The organism is Pelosinus sp. UFO1 (assembly GCF_000725345.1).
Classification (GTDB): domain Bacteria; phylum Bacillota; class Negativicutes; order DSM-13327; family DSM-13327; genus Pelosinus.
On the sequence record NZ_CP008852.1, the window covers coordinates 2222450 to 2240285 of the forward strand.

18 protein-coding genes and 1 tRNA gene are annotated in these 17836 nt (G+C 35.8%); 15 read left to right on the plus strand and 4 right to left on the minus strand.

The genetic code is table 11. The features are described from left to right. The first annotated feature begins 22 nt into the window (after positions 1 to 22). Positions 23 to 1540: a xylose ABC transporter ATP-binding protein gene (locus UFO1_RS10305; protein ID WP_038670528.1), complete on the plus strand. Its 1518-nt coding sequence runs from the start codon at positions 23 to 25 to the stop codon at positions 1538 to 1540. A 2-nt stretch (positions 1541 to 1542) separates the two neighbouring features. Continuing rightward, the gene (locus UFO1_RS10310) at positions 1543 to 2766 is read left to right on the plus strand and encodes a sugar ABC transporter permease (RefSeq protein WP_038670529.1); all 1224 of its coding nucleotides are present in this window, start codon (positions 1543 to 1545) and stop codon (positions 2764 to 2766) included. A 107-nt stretch (positions 2767 to 2873) separates the two neighbouring features. On the opposite strand, the gene UFO1_RS10315 is transcribed toward UFO1_RS10310, so the two are convergent. Then, a tRNA-Gln gene (locus UFO1_RS10315) sits at positions 2874 to 2949 on the minus strand. Positions 2950 to 3053: 104 nt separating this feature from the next. Between UFO1_RS10315 and UFO1_RS10320 the strand changes: the two genes are divergently transcribed. After that, a complete protein-coding gene (locus UFO1_RS10320) occupies positions 3054 to 3746 on the plus strand; it encodes an NlpC/P60 family protein (protein WP_236639373.1) in 693 nt (230 codons plus the stop codon). A gap of 84 nt (positions 3747 to 3830) precedes the next feature. On the opposite strand, the gene UFO1_RS10325 is transcribed toward UFO1_RS10320, so the two are convergent. Continuing rightward, positions 3831 to 5516 carry a DUF4127 family protein gene (locus UFO1_RS10325; RefSeq protein ID WP_051788890.1) on the minus strand — a complete coding sequence of 562 codons (1686 nt, stop codon included), beginning with the start codon at positions 5514 to 5516 and terminating at the stop codon, positions 3831 to 3833. Positions 5517 to 5691: 175 nt separating this feature from the next. On the opposite strand from UFO1_RS10325, the gene rsmD reads away from it, so the two are divergent. From rsmD to UFO1_RS10340, 3 genes are all read left to right on the plus strand, one after another. Continuing rightward, positions 5692 to 6249, plus strand: a complete 558-nt coding sequence (rsmD, locus tag UFO1_RS10330) for a 16S rRNA (guanine(966)-N(2))-methyltransferase RsmD (RefSeq protein WP_038670531.1) — start codon at positions 5692 to 5694, stop codon at positions 6247 to 6249. Between the two features lie 14 nt (positions 6250 to 6263). After that, positions 6264 to 6746: a pantetheine-phosphate adenylyltransferase gene (gene coaD / locus UFO1_RS10335; protein ID WP_038670533.1), complete on the plus strand. Its 483-nt coding sequence runs from the start codon at positions 6264 to 6266 to the stop codon at positions 6744 to 6746. 90 nt (positions 6747 to 6836) lie between these two features. Next, entirely contained in the window at positions 6837 to 7289 is a 453-nt protein-coding gene (locus tag UFO1_RS10340; protein WP_038670535.1) for a hypothetical protein, read from the plus strand. A gap of 65 nt (positions 7290 to 7354) precedes the next feature. Here the strand turns inward: UFO1_RS10340 and ylbJ are convergent, their stop codons facing one another. After that, the gene (gene ylbJ / locus UFO1_RS10345; RefSeq protein WP_051788891.1) at positions 7355 to 8650 is read right to left on the minus strand and encodes a sporulation integral membrane protein YlbJ; all 1296 of its coding nucleotides are present in this window, start codon (positions 8648 to 8650) and stop codon (positions 7355 to 7357) included. 169 nt (positions 8651 to 8819) lie between these two features. Between ylbJ and UFO1_RS10350 the strand changes: the two genes are divergently transcribed. Continuing rightward, the gene (locus tag UFO1_RS10350) at positions 8820 to 9644 is read left to right on the plus strand and encodes a patatin-like phospholipase family protein (RefSeq protein ID WP_038675089.1); all 825 of its coding nucleotides are present in this window, start codon (positions 8820 to 8822) and stop codon (positions 9642 to 9644) included. On the opposite strand, the gene UFO1_RS10355 is transcribed toward UFO1_RS10350, so the two are convergent. Then, on the minus strand, positions 9586 to 10833 hold the full coding sequence (locus UFO1_RS10355) for a nucleotidyltransferase (protein WP_038670537.1): 1248 nt from the start codon (positions 10831 to 10833) through the stop codon (positions 9586 to 9588). The genes UFO1_RS10350 and UFO1_RS10355 overlap by 59 nt on opposite strands. Before the next feature lie 274 nt (positions 10834 to 11107). Here UFO1_RS10355 and UFO1_RS10360 point away from each other — a divergent pair, with 274 nt between their 5' ends. The 8 genes from UFO1_RS10360 to fabD all read left to right on the plus strand — a co-directional run bounded on the left by UFO1_RS10360 (position 11108) and on the right by fabD (position 17836). Continuing rightward, positions 11108 to 12304 (plus strand): acetate/propionate family kinase, encoded by a 1197-nt coding sequence (locus UFO1_RS10360; protein WP_038670539.1) that lies wholly within the window; start codon positions 11108 to 11110, stop codon positions 12302 to 12304. Between the two features lie 106 nt (positions 12305 to 12410). After that, a complete protein-coding gene (locus tag UFO1_RS10365) occupies positions 12411 to 12917 on the plus strand; it encodes a DUF177 domain-containing protein (protein WP_236639375.1) in 507 nt (168 codons plus the stop codon). Positions 12918 to 13000: 83 nt separating this feature from the next. After that, positions 13001 to 13183 carry a 50S ribosomal protein L32 gene (rpmF, locus tag UFO1_RS10370; RefSeq protein WP_038670542.1) on the plus strand — a complete coding sequence of 61 codons (183 nt, stop codon included), beginning with the start codon at positions 13001 to 13003 and terminating at the stop codon, positions 13181 to 13183. Positions 13184 to 13332: 149 nt separating this feature from the next. Further along, on the plus strand, positions 13333 to 13893 hold the full coding sequence (gene fapR, locus UFO1_RS10375) for a transcription factor FapR (RefSeq protein ID WP_038670544.1): 561 nt from the start codon (positions 13333 to 13335) through the stop codon (positions 13891 to 13893). 14 nt (positions 13894 to 13907) lie between these two features. After that, a complete protein-coding gene (plsX, locus tag UFO1_RS10380; RefSeq protein WP_038670546.1) occupies positions 13908 to 14933 on the plus strand; it encodes a phosphate acyltransferase PlsX in 1026 nt (341 codons plus the stop codon). Beyond that, entirely contained in the window at positions 14917 to 15933 is a 1017-nt protein-coding gene (locus tag UFO1_RS10385) for a beta-ketoacyl-ACP synthase III (protein WP_038670548.1), read from the plus strand. The genes plsX and UFO1_RS10385 overlap by 17 nt, the downstream gene beginning before the upstream one ends. Further along, a complete protein-coding gene (gene fabK, locus UFO1_RS10390; RefSeq protein WP_038670550.1) occupies positions 15926 to 16867 on the plus strand; it encodes an enoyl-[acyl-carrier-protein] reductase FabK in 942 nt (313 codons plus the stop codon). The genes UFO1_RS10385 and fabK overlap by 8 nt, the downstream gene beginning before the upstream one ends. A gap of 24 nt (positions 16868 to 16891) precedes the next feature. Then, positions 16892 to 17836 carry an ACP S-malonyltransferase gene (fabD, locus tag UFO1_RS10395; protein ID WP_038670552.1) on the plus strand — a complete coding sequence of 315 codons (945 nt, stop codon included), beginning with the start codon at positions 16892 to 16894 and terminating at the stop codon, positions 17834 to 17836.

A 17836-nucleotide genomic window follows, 5' to 3' on the forward strand; every position in this document is an offset into this window, starting at 1 on the left:
AAATCATTAAGGTGGTATATAAATGAGTGAGTACATTCTTGAAATGATAAATATAACAAAAGAGTTTCCTGGCGTCAAAGCGCTAGATAACGTTACATTTCGGGTAAAGAAAGGAGAAATCCACGCTCTTGTAGGAGAAAATGGTGCAGGTAAGTCTACTTTAATGAAAGTGTTGAGTGGAGTATATCCTTATGGCACATATAGTGGAGATATCGTATTGCAAGGTATGGTGCAGGAGTTCAGCAAGATTAAAGATAGCGAAAAAAAAGGGATTGCTATTATTTATCAAGAACTCGCCTTGGTAAAACAGATGAATATATGTGAAAATATCTTTTTAGGTAATGAATTTAAAAATAATGGATTTATTGACTGGGATAAGTCCTTTCACGAAACAGAAAAAATTCTACAAGAAGTTCGGTTGGATATCAATCCTTCCACTAAAGTTTTAAATTTAGGGATTGGTCAACAACAATTAGTCGAAATTGCTAAAGCCATATCAAAACAAGCCGATATTTTAATTTTAGATGAACCAACAGCAGCACTTACAGAAACAGAATCTGAAAATCTTTTAAATATCCTCGTTGAATTAAAGGAAAAAGGGGTAACTTGTATCTATATTTCCCACAAGCTCAATGAGGTGCTAAAAATTGCTGATACGATCACCGTTCTAAGAGATGGAAAAACTATTTGTACCGAATATGCGAAAGACATGAATGAAAATAAAATCATCTCACGGATGGTTGGACGAGAATTGACCCAACGTTTTCCCTATCAACAGCATACTCCAGGCGAAGTAGTTATAGAGGTTGAAAATTGGATGGTACATAGTCCAGAGATTTCTGAGAAAATTATTATTAATAACGTCAACTTTAAAGCGCATAAAGGGGAAATTGTAGGCATTTCGGGATTAATGGGAGCAGGTAGAACAGAACTTGCTATGAGCATTTTTGGATGTTATGGAAGTAAAAACTCCGGAATAATTAAAATCGACGGGAAAAAGGTTACTATAAATAATGCAAAAGAGGCTATAAAAAATGGCATATGTTATCTGTCAGAAGACAGAAAGCAGTATGGCCTTGTATTAATGATGGATGTCAAAAAAAATATTTCCCTATCCAGTTTGGATAAGATTTCTAATTTCAATATTCTTAATGATAATGAAGAAATTAGAATGAGTGAAAAATATGTAGATGAGTTACATGTTAAAACTCCTTCGATAGAACAAAAGGTCGGAAATCTTAGCGGTGGAAATCAGCAAAAAATTGTCTTGGGAAAATGGTTGATGGCTGGGCCTAAGGTGCTAATATTAGATGAACCCACTAGGGGGATAGATGTTGGTGCAAAATTCGAAATATATAATATTATGAATAGTTTGGTCAAACAAGGTGTAAGTATTATTATGATCTCTTCAGAGTTACCTGAAATTTTGGGTATGAGCGATAGAATCATTATTATGCATGAAGGAAAAATTCGCGGTGAATTATTGCGGGAAGAAGCAACACAAGAAAAGATAATATTTTACGCAACTGGAGGAATCTAATTATGGGAGAAACAAGTAAGGTAGACGCTCGTACTAATAATATCCAACGCACAAATTCGTTTAAAGAAATTTTAGTAGGATCTATTAAAAACAACATCAGACAATATACAATGGGCATTGCTTTGTTAACGATATGGCTGATATTTACAATATTGACAGATGGTATTTTTATTACTTCAAGAAATCTATCTAATCTTTTTTTGCAATCTTGTACAATAGCAATTCTAGCTTCGGGCATGGTATTGGTCATGGTAGCAGGCCATATTGATTTATCCGTTGGGTCGATTGCTGGCTTTCTTGGAGCTGTTGCAGCCGTATTAATGGTAAAAATGAATGTAGATACTGTACCAGCAATATTGATTACACTATTAATAGGTTTACTAATAGGTTTATGGCAGGGATACTGGATTGCGTATAGAGGAGTTCCCGCTTTTATAGTAACTCTAGCTAGTATGATGGCTTTTAAGGGGGCAATTATCGGTGTTACTAGCGGAGCCTCCATCGGTCCGATGAATACTGATTTCAAAGCAATCGGCCAAGGTTATGTGCCTAAATTGTTTTTTCAAGATCTTTCACTTAATGATACGAGTGCATTTATAAGCGTTGGGCTAATCTTATTGTTCATTCTTTTTGAGTTTAGGAGAAGACAGGTGCGTATTAGATATGGTTTTCAGGTATTACCTATGCCATTACAAATTACTAGAATAGTACTCATTTCCTTGGCCATGGGTTTAGTACTTTCTATTATGGTTGGATATAGAGGCATCCCCTATGCAATCATATTGCTTATAGGTATTGTCGCTTTATTTAGCTTTATTGCAGAGAAAACAACATTTGGTAGACATGTATATGCAATCGGTGGTAATAAAGAGGCAGCTAGGTTATCTGGAATCAATATTAATAAAACAAACTTAATGATTTTTGTTATTATGGGAGTGTTAACCGCTGTTGCCGGCATCGTATTTACAGCACGACTTAATGCTGCCACTACAGCTGCGGGGAATTTATTTGAGCTTGATGCGATTGCTGCAGCGGTAATCGGTGGTACCAGTACATTAGGTGGTGAAGGAACTATACTTGGTGCTATCATAGGAGCATTAGTTATGGCTAGCCTTGATAATGGCATGAGTTTGATGAACTTGGACATTACCTTTCAATATGTAATTAAAGGGTTAATCCTTTTGTTAGCAGTATGGGTTGACATTGCGACGCGCAAAAGAAGCTAATCATTATTAAAGAAGAGCTGCCTAATAAAAATAGCACCCAGTAAAATACTGAATGCTATTTATAATATGTATACAATTTTTTCTAAATTAGTGATTTTATGCTATAATGGCAGGGGCAGCTGGACTCGAACCAACGGATGCGGGAGTCAAAGTCCCGTGCCTTACCAACTTGGCTATGCCCCTAAGATTAATGACTAATCGTCTAAACATCAATTTTTATCCCAACGAGAATTAATTATACCGATTCAGTATAATTATGTCAAGACAAATTATAGGAGAATGATAGTTTGAAAACAATCAAATTAATGATACTTTTTATTATTTGCAGTAGTATCTTTTTTATTCTACCAAGTACTACCCAAGCAGAATCTTTGATACTATCACAAGGTATGTCAGGTAATTCCGTGCATATACTCCAATCCAAGCTTAAAGAATTTGGGTTTTATTTTGGCGAAATCAATGAAATTTTTGATGCAAATACTTGGAGTGCTGTTATCAAATTCCAACGTGCTTGTAATCTTCCTGCTGATGGGATAGTGGGTGAGCAAACTTCTATTGCATTACATCAATTTAAGTATGGAGATGTTAGCAGTCGAGGTCAAAATTTAAGAAAACAGGCTATAGATATAGGAATCTTTGCAAAAAGGTTTTATGATATTCCCTATGTTTGGGCTGGTTCCTCTCCTAGTGGATTTGATTGTTCAGGATTTATATATTATATTTTTAACGAATTTGGGATTCTTATACCTCGTATGGCAGATGAACAATTTGAAATTGGTTTGGCTATCAATCAATCGGATTTACAAACTGGGGATATCGTTTTTTTTAGTACATATGAGCCGGGTCCATCCCACGTTGGAATTTATATTGGGAATGGTCAATTTATTCACGCGAGTTCTGCCGCAGGAAAAGTGACAATAACCGATTTGTCTAAGCCTTATTACCAATCAAGGTATCTTGGAGCACGAAGAATTATTTAAACGCGTACATATGTGAGCCTACATTTGAGGGGAAAAAGGAAGAAAACCATCCGTTTAAGTTGATGGTTTTCTTCCTTTTTTATTCTAAGGTGCTATATATGCTAATGACAAGGTTGGCTGTGCCCATATTTCAAATGTACGTTGCCAAGGTAAATAAGTTTGTAACTCTAAATCCGTTATGATAATTTCTTGTGTTCCTTGGGTACTATTAATTGTAATAGGTTTATTGAATAATCCTTCTCGGAATAAATGAACACCTTTACTAATCATCATTCTTTGAATTTTATAATTGGTTTGGTAATATGCAGTTCCTAAATTATAAGGATCAATATGTAATCGTTGTAGTTCTTTATTAATATATGGATTAATTTCTTTTTGATAATACAGATCATCTAAAAAACGTGCCGTCAAAAATTCTAAATTTTCTTTGTAAAGGCCCATTGTATTAGACAGAGAAGTCGGCTTACTTACTGCTTTAGAAAAAATACAGGCTTGTGTAACAGCAGTTCCAATTGAGTTACTTGTAGTATTCCAACCTGCATAAGCAATAAGTTTAGGAATAGCAACATCCTGTTTTATTAATGTAGGTAGCAGCGTTTCTGAGATATTGAAATTCTCTGTTAAATCGACTAAAGCCACCTTGTATCCTTGATCTAGGAGCTTTTTAACTTCCTTAGCTGCTGGAATAAGATCGGATTTGGTATTCTGATTACCAATATGCACATACAAAACAAAATCTGCTTCGGCAGTGTTCTGAACTTCTATTGCACCAGCAATTTTTAATTTCTCCTGTACTGTTTTAGCTACTGTATGAGGCATAAAAGGCATTGTTATTTGACCTGCATCAGCAGTAGAATATGTAACAAAAACCTTTGGATGTTCATTAGAAAACTCCATTACAATATGCCCTAATAAAGTTAATGCTACCTCATCTGTACCGCGAGTAATAAATACTTTGTTTGCTGATAAAGGCGTTTGCAGCAATTGGTACTGTAATTGCTGTTTATTTATGTTCGGAATTCCAAAAGGTTGTCCATCGTCTTGTCCAACGACTAAACCAGCGAGTACTCCACTTTCTACCATATCCATTAGTGTTTTATTTAGCTTAGAATTATTTTCATACATAGCTGTATATCGATTTATGATAGTATCTGGTATTTGCTTCTCTACTGAACGTATTTTTTTTATATCTTCCGCATTTTCAAATGTATAAACTTGATCCTTTAGTACAGAATATTTTAGCATATCTTTTTGAAAAATAATATTTTCCTTATTATCTGCAATCAATAAGCGAGGAATAATACTAAAAACATACATTTTCAATTGAGGATTTTCCTGATGGACCCTTGTAAGTAAATGTAATACTTCTTTTGTATCATCAGTTGTACCACTGGAAAGACGTGATGCTAATAGGCCTCCATGAATAAGCATATCTGTTGAAATAATTGCCGCATCAGCTTGTTTACTTACTTGAGTTAGCCAAATTCGGAGTTCTTGCTTATTTGCCAGGCTTTTGTAGTTATCCAGTAATTCTGGTTCTGGGATCAATAGTTTGATACCAGCCATGTGAGCTAATTGTTCAACAAATTGCGTACAAGGAGGACGACTATCTAGAGGAAGCAAAATTACAGTTAACCAGTAGTTTGTATTTGTGGTTATTGTAGTTGGTGCCGCGTGATACATTTTCCCATAAGACATATACAAACTTATACCAACCACAGCACAAATAATTATTGATAGCAAAGATAATTTTATTATACCTTTAGACATAAGGCACCCCTTTATAGTATTATAGAAATAATAATATCATATCTTTTGCTAATCATACAAAAAACATGATATTATATAACTTATAGAAAAAGTAATATAATGTTTGTATCATAAAAAATATGTAGTATACTATAAAAATATGTTAAAATAAAACATGTTATTACAGGGGATTGGTATGAGAATAATTACAGGAAGTGCCAAAGGTACACAATTAAAAGCACCACGCGGCCTAGCAACGAGACCAACTGCCGATAGAGTTAAAGAATCAGTTTTTAATATTCTAGGCGATATTGTTATTGATGCTCATGTCTTAGATATTTTTGCTGGAACTGGGAATCTAGGATTAGAAGCATTAAGTCGCGGAGCAACTACAGCAGTATTTATTGACAACAGCACGGAAAGTATAGATATCATCAAAGCGAATGCGGAGCGTACGAAACTAAATGCCCATACTGAGATCTACAAAAATGATGTAATAAGAGCTTTAGATAAATTTGTACAAAATTGCCGTTCTTTTGATTTAATATTTTGTGACCCACCATATAATCAAGGACTGGTTCAAATTGTATTAGACAGGATTGAAAATCATTCCCTGCTAAAGCCGAAAGGTATTCTCGTGATAGAACATTCTAAACATGAAACAATAACAGATGATTGGAATAACTTACAACTTAGGCGTGTTGAACGATATGGGGAAACATTGGTTAGCTTTTTACTATATAATACCAATTAGCAGGAGGTTACATAGTGCGAATAGCAATTTGTCCCGGAAGTTTTGATCCAGTTACAAATGGTCACATTGATATTTTCGAACGAGCCAGCAAACTATTTGACGTATTAATTGTTGCAGTATTTCATAATCCGAATAAGCAACCCCTTTTTGATATGGCTGAAAGGGTGGAACTATTAACATTAACGACTAAACACATTCCAAATATACGTATTGACTCCTTTTCTGGCTTGCTTAATGAATATGCCCATCAGCAAAGTTCCAATATAATTGTTAGGGGTTTACGTGCACTAAGTGACTTTGAATATGAGTTTCAGCGTGCGTTATTAATAAAAAAAATTGACCCTACGCTAGAAACAGTCTTTATTATGACTAGTAGTGAGTATTCCTTTATAAGTTCAAGTGGAATAAAAGAATTAGCTAATTTTGGTGGAAGTATCGCAGGATTGGTGCCTGAAGGCGTAGAACATAGAATTAGTAAGCGCATAAAGAAAAAATAATTATATAAACGTATTAAATCTTGCGTAATTGTAAGCATAAGTTTAATACGAAATATATAGTTAAGTAATACCAAATGGGGAGAGGTATTTATGACTATTGAAGGAATCTTAGATGAATTAGAAAGTTTATTGATTGATGCTGCACGCGTACCATTTACAAATAAACGAGTGCTAGAAGAGGATGATGTAGCAAGGCTACTTGATGAATTAAGGGAAGCATTGCCTGGTACTATTTCTGAGGCTAGTAAAATTATGCAAGAAAAACAACGAATTTTAGAGGAAGCCCAAAAGGAAGCACATAATATTATCGAGAAAGCGAAAAGCTATACTATTAAATTAACAGATGAAAATGTGATTACAAAACAAGCTCAAGATTATAGCGCTGAAATTGTTACTCAAGCACAAAAACAAGCCTGTGATTTAGAAAATGATGCGATTGCTTATGCGGACGATGTATTTAAACATCTTTCAGGAAACCTAGAAAAAGCATTAGAAGTAGTTCGCCAAGGTCATAATGAACTTCATCAGTCAAGAAAAAAATAAGGAGCATATGCTCCTTATTTTTTTATGATCAAAACTCATAAAAATTTGTTTATTAGTAGATGCTATTATGGCTTATGTTTATGCCCAATGTGTTTAATAAACCCGAGATCTTTACTTACATATTGGCATAACTCTTTGACAATATGTATGGCGATAGATAGAGCAATCATAATACTTAATAATATTAATATTTGATAACTAACTTGCTCTATTCTTGTTAAGAAGGAAACAGCTATAGCCGAGCTAGTCGGGATAAGCATTACAGGAACAGTAAATAATTGAGTTATGCTACTAAAGGGCGATACCATTAATATGATTGTAAGTATCGAAGCGAGTAAGGCATGAAGAATTCTAGCCACCATATATGGCACCATTCTTATACCCGATTCTATAACGATACTAGCCACTTGGCCGTGAACAGAAAGGCCACTCCAAGCAATGATTGCACTTGCCACTACTACTTTTTCAATTAGCGGTCCATCAGCCTGACTCGCTGCTAACGTACCTAAATCAATTTCGAATAATCCACTAACTAAAGCTGGTGCTAGATTTGTAGTAAATCCAATTATCCCCAAAAGCACTGCAAAAGCGTTACTTAAAAGAGCCGTTACTCCAATAGCCGATAAAATTTGTAGAAATACAGAGAACAGAATAATAAACCCACCAATAAGTAAAATTGTATTCATAGAATTCTTTACAGAATCACCAAGCAATTCCGCTATAGATCGTTTATCCTCTTGTTTCGCAGCATATAAAGCACGGAATGCCCTGAGTATAATGTTTCCTGTTGCCACTTGTGTCTCATTCTTATAATTATCTCGACCACGACCATGGAAACGAAAGATAATACCTACAAGAAAACTTGATAGGTAATGAGCCAATGCGATAATTACACCTAATTCTGGCATACCAAACATCCCAACAGCAACAGCACCAAACATAAAGAGGGGGTCTGCCGTATTTGTAAAGGACAGCAATCTTTCCGCTTCAACACCAGTACATAGTTTATTCTTGCGGAACTTACATGTTATTACAGCATCCATAGGATATCCTGAAGCTAATCCCATTGATAAGGCAAATGCTCCTATTCCCGGAACATTAAAAATGGGCCTCATTAATGGTTCCAGCAAGACGCCGATAAAATGAACTACGCCTAATCCCATGAGAATTTCTGACAAAATAAAAAAAGGCAACAAAGAAGGAAAAACTACATTCCACCATAAATTAAGGCCCATAATAGCTGAATCAAATGCATCTTTAGGATAGTTAACCATAGAAATAGTAATAAATACTGCACTAAATGCCATAAAATATGCTAGTAGCCGGGAGTGATAACGTTTACCTCTGCCGAAAATTCTCATATAATATCTCCTCTCCTATAAGGCAGTCTCTAATATATATTGGGAGATAGAGCGTAATATAACTATATAAAATATAGAATTAATAAAATAATAGATGAATATTATTGTTACTCTAGGTGTAGTTCTTACACATACTATTAATACTTTGTATATTTTAGGGGGTGATCTTATTAGACCCAAAGTTGGTATAGTTTTAGGATCAGGTGGTTTAAGGGGGTTAGCACATGTTGGCGTACTCAAGGTATTGGAGAGGGAAAATATCCCAATTGATTATATTGCAGGTTGTAGCATTGGTAGTTTAATTGGCGCTTTATATTGTTCCGGCCAGACCCCAGAAACAATATTGCGATTAGCTAAACATTTAAAACCTCGGAATTGGTTAGATTTTATGATTTCTAAGATGGGGGTAATTTCCGGCGATAAGGTATTAGAGATTATACACTTACTAACTAAAGGAAAAAGCTTTTCAGAATTAAAAATACCATTAGCTATCGTAGCGACAGAAATAAAACAAGGCAAAGAAATCATTTTTACTGAAGGAAATGTAGCGATAGCCGTAAGAGCGAGTATTTCTGTCCCCGGATTCTTTGTACCTTTTAGTGTAGCAGATATGTTATTAGTTGATGGGGCGGTATTAAATCCGACACCAATTGATGTAGTGAGAAAAATGGGGGCTAATATTGTAATTGCAGTTGACCTATCCCATGCAGGAATGGTTTGTAATATTACAACAATATTTGATGTTATTATGCAATCATTTGATATTATGGAGCGAGAATTATTTAAATACCGACAACACAATTGGGATATACTGATACGACCAGATATTGCCCATATACAACCAAGTTCTTTTGATAATATGGACGAAAGCGTTCTTTTAGGGGAACAAGCAGCAGAGAGTATGCTCTTAGATATCAAACGTTTATTGAATGAACCTATAGTGGAATATAACGAGCTGGATAACGAAAATCCCATGCACCTACCTTCCAACTAGAAGAGGGCATTCCTAATGCATACATATCACTAGATATAGTATCAACAGATAGCATTTGTTGGAGTGAAGTAAGAGGTTCAGTATCACGTTGTTTGCTGCTCAGATAATGTGTGGTTTTGGTTATAAGAGGAATAGAACTAGATTGATTTAGTTCCTTTAATAATAAACGTCCATTTTGATTAAATGCCAATATACGGGCATAGAGTGGACCTTGTTCGTCAAAATCTTGTAATTGGTTTTTTGTAGTTCCTAACAAAGCATGAATAATAATACGTTGCAATCTTGTATAGGTATAGCGTTTACTTTTCAGCATAGAAAATAAATGTTTAATATCTCCTGCTAAAAGCGAACAATCACGGATTTTGTAATGTAGCCCTTCTGATACGCTAGGCAATTGTTCTAACCGTTTTAAACTAGTTGTCCTCAAGTTAGCTAATATAATAATAGCCAAATCAGATAAAGTTACTGGACCACGTCCTTCTTCCAAGATATTATAAAGAATTTGTAACGTAGTTGCAGGGACAGCCATTTTTAATTCGTCTGTAATATTCATACAATCGGTTAGCACTTGCCGAATGGCAGTGGCACTAGCAAAAGGTGTAGTAATACTGGTATCATTGTATTTTGATTGTTGTCTAGTTACTGCAATAGGAACGAGATTTGGTGCGAATTTTTCGATAGCACGGAGGTATTCTACCGCTAAAATATTGTTAGAAGAGGTTATAATTTCAGGAGAAATAGAATGCTGTTTTTCTAAAGCCTGTCCGAGAGCAGCCGCGTAAGTGTTTCCTGCTTTCAGGTTTACATGCATATCATTAACGGTTACAAAATCATTCGTTGCCATGGCAATTGTTTTTAGCAAAGTTAGATCGGCATGCTCCGCTCCAAAACAAATATGACTGACAAGCCCTAGTGATTGTAAAAGGCGCACACCTCCAGCTGCAAAATACTGGGCACTACGCACTGTAAAAACAGTAGGCAACTCAATAATAAGATCAACGCCACCACGAATTGCCATTTCCGCTCTTGTCCATTTATCAAAAATTGCTGGTTCGCCTCTTTGTACAAAGTTACCACTCATAACGCCTATAACAAAGGGACAACCTGATATCTTTTTAGCGGCATTTATATGCCATTTATGACCATTATGAAAAGGATTATATTCAACAATAACGCCAACTGCTTGCATCTTTTTTAAGGTCACTCCATTTTTATAAATTTGTTCTCTACATTATTTTACCCAATATACTGATTAAATTTTACCTAAGAATAATATCAAAGTAACTTATTGGTAATTGTTTCAGTAATTTATTTTAAAATCCTGCCAATACTACAAGTATATTATTTTTTTAAATAACTTTATCCAAAATAAAAAGGAAAAAGTAGTACTATGTCGAAAAGTAAATAGCTGTACAGTCGTATAGAGAAAAATAAGAAGAGAAAAATACGAGGAGGATCTTAATATGAAAGTTTTAGTAGTAAATTGCGGAAGCTCTTCTATCAAATATCAGTTATTTGAGATGGATAACGAGCTAGTATTGGCAAAGGGTTTGGTGGAACGTATTGGCCTAGAGGGGTCTATTTTGACTCATCAACCTACCGGAAAAGAAAAAAAAGTTATCAATGCTAACATTACAAATCACGTTATCGGTATTAGTTTAGTGTTAGAAGCATTAACTGATGCTAATTATGGTGTTATTTCCAACATGAATGAAATTGATGCGATTGGTCATCGTGGTATTCATGGCGGTGAAAAGTTCTCAGATTCCGTACTTATAAATGAAGATGTAATCAAAGCAATTGAAGAATGCAATGACATGGCACCACTTCATAATCCGCCTAGCATCTCTGGTATTAATGCATGCAGCGAGTTAATGCCAAATGTACCACAGGTAATCGTCTTTGATACTGCCTTCCATCAAACTATGCCAAAACATGCTTTCATGTATGGATTGCCTTATGAAGCTTATGAAAAGTATGGTATTAGACGTTATGGCTTCCACGGGACTTCCCATAAATATGTATCTCAACGAGTTGCTGATTTAATGGGAAAAGACTTTAATGATCTAAAAATTATCACTTGTCATTTAGGTAATGGTTCCAGCGTTGCCGCGATAAAGAATGGTAAATGTATTGATACCAGCATGGGATTCACACCACTAGAAGGATTACTTATGGGTACTCGTTGTGGTAATATTGACCCAGCTATTATTCCTTTTCTAATGAAAAAAGAAAATATGACTATGGATCAAATTGATAACTACATTAACAAAAAATCCGGTGTTTTAGGAGTTTCTGGAATTTCCAGCGATTTTAGAGATATTGAAAAGGCTGCTGAAAGCGGAAATGACCGTGCTCAGTTAGCATTAGATATGTTTACATATGAAGTTGTTAAATTTGTTGGTAGTTATGCTGCTGCAATGAATGGTGTAGACGCTATTGTATTTACTGCTGGAGTCGGTGAAAATTCCATTGAAATGCGTGAACATATTTCATCTGGTTTGGAATATTTAGGTACAAAAGTAGATAAAGAGAAAAATAATATCCGTGGGAAGGAAAGAGAATTTAGCGTAGATGGCTCCAAAGTTAAATTATTTGTCATCCCAACTAACGAAGAATTAGTAATTGCTAGAGATACTAAAACTATCTGCACTAAATAGTTTTAACTATATTTCGTATTACTTTAAAGACTTGGTGTAAACCAAGCCTTTTCTTGTTGACAAAATATAGAGGGGTAGCTATAATTAATGAAGGTCGAGGTGGAAAATGATGATAATTAATGTCTTACAAGCTAAAAAAACAATTGGTAACCGGCAAACATTTGAGTTTATCACTTCTGCTGAAAAAATAGCTATCGAGGGTGAGACCCCCTGGATGGATAGTATTATAAAAGTTGAAGGCGAATTGATAAATAATGGGCGAGTAATAGCTGTTAAAGGTATTATTTCTGCCACTGCTAAACATCAATGTAGTTGTTGTTTAGAGGATTTCACTATTGATATGGAAATTCCTTTCTCCGATAATTTTCAGGAAAATAGTGATGAACCAGCTGATAGTGAAGATGATTTAGCTTATTATACTGGTGATGAAATTGACATTACTGATTTAATTCGTGAAAGTATGATCTTAGCTGAGCCTTTGAAGATCGTATGTAGTAATAATTGCCGTGGATTATGTCCTCACTGTGGTATTAATCTTAATACTACTCAATGTAATTGTCAGGACAAGCTAATTGATCCAAGGCTTGCAGTATTGCAACAGCTTTTAAAGTGAAATTATGAATCAAGTATTGATAGTAAAATGGTTTGATTTTTTCAATAGCCATCTTGAAACCCTGTTAAGGAGGTGTGTAATAAATGGCAGTACCTAAGCGTAAAATGTCCAAAGCCCGTCGTGATAAACGTCGTGCAAATTGGAAATTAATCGTTCCTGGCTTTGTAGCATGTCCACAATGTCACGAATTGAAAATGCCTCATAGAGTATGTCCTGAATGTGGTCATTACAATGGTAAGGTAGTTATAAAAGCAAAAGCAGAATAAGATCTTACTTAGTGAGCAAGATAAGAGTTAATTGAACTTTTTTCTTGCTCACTGTTTTTTCTTGCTTTTTTAATAGTAACTGATTATAATAGTAACTGATTATAGTAGTAGCTACTAAATTCATCGTAATGAAAACAAAACTAGGTGATATGATGGCGCGAATTCATAAGAAACTACGACAAGAAATGCTCAAAGAAAAAATAGAATCTAATCCTTTTCTTACTGATGGAGAGTTAGCAGTATTACTAAACGTGAGTATTCAAACATTACGTTTAGATCGTTTAGAATTAGGAATACCCGAGTTACGGGAACGCACAAAGCAAATGGCCGAAAATGCGCAAGATAAATTGAAAGCAATTGCCAGTAGTGAAATGATTGGTGAGTTGATCGATTTAGAATTAGATAAGCAAGGAATTTCAATCTTACATATTACACCTGAAATGGTTTTTGAAAAAACACAAATTGCTCGTGGGCATTATGTTTTCTCACAAGCAAATTCTTTAGCCCTTGCCGTTATAGATGCTCCAACAGCATTGACTGGTGTAGCAAATGTTAAGTATAAAATGCCTATTCACGTGGGTGAAAAATTAATCGCTAAAGCTGAAGTAATACGAAAAAGAGGAAATAAATCCTTCATTTGGGTTAAAACTAGAAACGAAAAACAAGAAGTGTTTCGCGCTAAATTTATTATGGTATCATTAGAACCATGAAAGGAAGACCGTTAATGAAAGTTGCCGTTGATGCCATGGGTAGCGATTATGCACCAGAAGAAATCGTATTAGGAGCAATACAAGCTGCTAACGAGTATCAATGTGAAATTGTTTTGGTTGGAGATCAAACTAAAATCCAAGAAGTATTGGACAAAGTAAATAATTGGGATAAGCAGAGAATTAGCATTCATCATGCCAGCGAAACAATTGAAATGCATGAACACCCAGGAGCAGCTGTTCGTAAGAAAAAAGATGCCTCCATTGTTGTGGCTACACGTTTAGTAAAAGAAGGGCTTTGTAATGCCGTTGTATCTGCAGGCAGTACTGGTGCCGCTGTAGCTGCTGCTTTATTTGGTCTTGGTCGTATTCCAGGCGTTGAGCGTCCAACGATTGCTACTCCAATTCCTAATCTCACTGGAACGACTGTTTTATTAGATTCTGGTGCAAACGTAGATGGTAAGCCAAAACATTTAGTACAAAGTGCAATTATGGGATCTATTTATGCACAATATATTTTGGATATAAAAACTCCTCGTGTGGGTTTGTTAAATATAGGTGAAGAAGAGACAAAGGGAAATGAGCAAGCCTTGGCTACCTATCCCTTGCTAAAACAATTACAAACCGTAAACTTTATTGGCAATGTGGAAGGCCGAGATATTCCGAAGGGTACCGTTGATGTTGTAGTTTGTGATGGTTTTGTCGGTAATGTAGTGTTAAAATTCGGCGAAGGTCTAAGCAGTGTTATCATGCAATTGATAAAAGAGACTATTAAAAATAGCGGTATTTTAACCAAATTAGCATCGTTAATGATTTTACCTGCATTAAAAAACTTAAAACAGAAACTTGATTATGCGGAATATGGTGGAGCACCGCTCTTAGGAGTTAATGGATGTTTTATTATTTGTCACGGCAGTTCTAAAGCAAAAGCTATTAAAAATGCCATCCGCGTCGCTAATGAATTTACACAAAACAAAGTTGTTGAACATATCGGCGAAAATATTGCACAGGAAGGAGTTGTTACTAGTGCAAGTGAAGAATAAAGGTGTAGGTATTATTGGTGTTGGTAGCTACGTTCCCGAAAAAACACTAACTAACAAGGATTTAGAGAGCATAGTAGAAACATCCGATGAATGGATTGTTAGTCGGACAGGGATAAAAGAACGCCATATCGTTGCACCAGGTGTTGCTACATCTGACTTAGCAGCTTATGCTGCTGAAAGGGCATTATTAGATGCTGGGGTGTCCGCAGATGAAATTGATTTAATTATTGTTGCTACAGCTACTCCTGATATGCTATTTCCCTCTACTGCATGTCTAGTGCAAGATAAAATCAAGGCTAGTAAAGCAGCTGCATTTGATTTATCTGCAGGATGCTCTGGTTTCGCATATGGTCTAGTGACTGGTAGTCAATTTATTCAGACTGGGCTATATAATAAGATTCTGGTTATTGGGGCAGAAACTCTTTCTACAATTCTTGATTGGAACGACCGTAATACTTGTGTGTTATTTGGTGATGGTGCTGGCGCCGTTGTTTTAGGTGAAGTGCCAGCAGGGTATGGTATTTTAGGTATTGATCTTGGTGCCGATGGTTCAGGTGGAGAATTTTTGAAAATACCAGGTGGTGGTTCACGAGTACCAGCAACAAGTGAAAGCGTTAGCCAGCGACTACATTATCTGCAAATGAGTGGTAATGATGTCTTTAAGTTTGCAGTTAAAGTCATGGGGGAATCTGCAGTAAAAGCCTTAGATAATTCTGGATTGTCTTCTGCTGATGTAGATTGTTTAATTCCTCATCAAGCGAACATACGAATTATTCAATCTGCTGCAAAACGTTTAAAATTGCCAATGGAGAAAGTAATAGTAAATGTTGATAAGTATGGAAATACTTCTGCTGCCTCTATTCCTATTGCTTTAAATGAGGCATTGCAGGATAATAAGCTTAAGAATGATGATGTAGTCGTATTTGTCGGCTTTGGTGCTGGACTTACGTGGGCATCTTGTGTCATAAAATGGTACAAGGAGGACAAAACAGTTGTTTAAAAGTAAACTTTGTCAATTATTGAATATAAAGTATCCCATATTACAGGGTGGTATGGCTTGGGTAGCTACAGCTGAACTTGCAGCTGCTGTTTCAAATGCAGGTGGTCTAGGTATTATTGGAGCTGGCCATATGCCCCCAGATGTTCTTCGTTCAGAGATACAAAAAACAAAAGCTTTGACCAATAAGGTTTTTGGTGTTAATATCATGCTTATGTCTCCATTTGTAAAAGAAGTAATGCAAGTGGTTATTGATGAACGAGTGCCTGTCATTACCACAGGTGCTGGCAATCCTGGCGAGTACATACCCGCATTAAAGGAAATTGGCAGTAAAGTGATTCCTGTAGTAGCATCAGTAGCACTCGCCAAACGATTAGAACGAACTGGCGTTGATGCGATCATTGCTGAAGGTCAGGAAAGCGGTGGTCATGTTGGCGAAATTAGTACGATGTCTTTAATACCTCAAATTGTTGATGCTGTAGAAATACCTGTTATTGCCGCAGGTGGAATTGCTGACAGTCGTGGTGTAGTTGCAGCAATGGCATTAGGGGCCCAAGGTGTGCAAATAGGTACACGTTTTGTTGCATCACTAGAGTGTATTGCTCATGCAAATTATAAAAATGCTATCTTAAAAGCAAAAGATCGATCAACCATCGTAACTGGAATTGCCACTGGACATCCAGTACGGGTACTTACCAATAAATTTACTCGTGAATACCACGCAATGGAAAAAAACGGCTCATCTCCTGAAGAACTGGAGCAGTTGGGTGCAGGGAAGCTTCGCATTGCAGCCCGTGAAGGTGACGTAGATTATGGTTCTGTCATGATAGGGCAGATTGCAGGCATGATTACGGACATTAAATCTGTAGAAGATATTATTCAGGATATAGTTAAAGGCATACCAAACATAGTGTCTGGTTTATCTGAAAACGTTTAACTATAGCAAAGGGAAGGTATTTATATGAAAAAAATAGCTTTTGTTTTTCCTGGTCAAGGATCACAGTCTATAGGTATGGGAAAAGAGTTATATGAGCGTTTTCCTGTAGCCAAAGCAGTATTTGATGCAGCAGACGAAGCATTAGGTTTTTCTATTACTAATATGTGTTTTAATGGTCCTGAAGATGAATTGCGAAAAACCGTTAATACACAACCAGCAATACTAACTGTTAGTATTGCACTATATCAAGTATTAAAAGAAAATGGTCTTACCCCTAACATTGTAGCTGGTCATAGTCTAGGCGAATATTCAGCTTTGGTAGCAGCTGGTGCATTGTCTTTTAGCGATGCTGTCCAACTAGTCCGCAAGCGTGGATTATTCATGCAAGAAGCAGTGCCGCTAGGTGAAGGCAGTATGGCTGCTATATTAGGTAGTGAACGTCAATTGGTTGTTGAGATTTGTGAGAAAGCGCAAGCAGAATTCGGTTCTGTACAAGCTGTAAATTTTAATTGTCCTGGTCAAATTGTTATTGCAGGAAAAACATTAGCAGTTGAAAAAGCTACCGAAATGCTTAAGGCAGCTGGTGCTAAGCGCGCAGTAATATTACCAGTTAGTGCTCCATTCCATAGCACGTTAATGAAACCTGCTGCTGAAAAATTAGCTGTTGAATTGAGTAAAATAACGATCAATGATGCTAGCATACCAGTTGTTGCTAACATTAATGGCCAAGCAATTACCAATAGACAAGAAATTGAAGTTTCTTTAGTCAAACAAGCGGATCACCCTGTAGAATGGGAAGATTGTGTTGCCGAAATTATAAACTTTGGTGCTACTACTTTTGTAGAAGTTGGTCCAGGTAAAGTACTATCATCTTTTACAAAGAAGATTGCTAAAGAAATTGACAATTTAAATGTGGAAGATAGTAGTAGCTTAGAAAAAACCCTTGATTATTTCAAGGAGGTTCGTTAA

Coding starts and splice junctions, on each gene's coding strand:
- UFO1_RS10305 (WP_038670528.1), top strand. CDS start 23: ATGAGTGAGTACATTCTTGAAATGATAAATATAACAAAAGAGTTTCCT.
- UFO1_RS10310 (WP_038670529.1), top strand. CDS start 1,543: ATGGGAGAAACAAGTAAGGTAGACGCTCGTACTAATAATATCCAACGC.
- UFO1_RS10325 (WP_051788890.1), bottom strand. CDS start 5,516: ATGTCTAAAGGTATAATAAAATTATCTTTGCTATCAATAATTATTTGT.
- rsmD (WP_038670531.1), top strand. CDS start 5,692: ATGAGAATAATTACAGGAAGTGCCAAAGGTACACAATTAAAAGCACCA.
- UFO1_RS10340 (WP_038670535.1), top strand. CDS start 6,837: ATGACTATTGAAGGAATCTTAGATGAATTAGAAAGTTTATTGATTGAT.
- ylbJ (WP_051788891.1), bottom strand. CDS start 8,650: ATGAGAATTTTCGGCAGAGGTAAACGTTATCACTCCCGGCTACTAGCA.
- UFO1_RS10355 (WP_038670537.1), bottom strand. CDS start 10,833: ATGCAAGCAGTTGGCGTTATTGTTGAATATAATCCTTTTCATAATGGT.
- UFO1_RS10360 (WP_038670539.1), top strand. CDS start 11,108: ATGAAAGTTTTAGTAGTAAATTGCGGAAGCTCTTCTATCAAATATCAG.
- UFO1_RS10365 (WP_236639375.1), top strand. CDS start 12,411: ATGATGATAATTAATGTCTTACAAGCTAAAAAAACAATTGGTAACCGG.
- rpmF (WP_038670542.1), top strand. CDS start 13,001: ATGGCAGTACCTAAGCGTAAAATGTCCAAAGCCCGTCGTGATAAACGT.
- fapR (WP_038670544.1), top strand. CDS start 13,333: ATGATGGCGCGAATTCATAAGAAACTACGACAAGAAATGCTCAAAGAA.
- plsX (WP_038670546.1), top strand. CDS start 13,908: ATGAAAGTTGCCGTTGATGCCATGGGTAGCGATTATGCACCAGAAGAA.
- fabD (WP_038670552.1), top strand. CDS start 16,892: ATGAAAAAAATAGCTTTTGTTTTTCCTGGTCAAGGATCACAGTCTATA.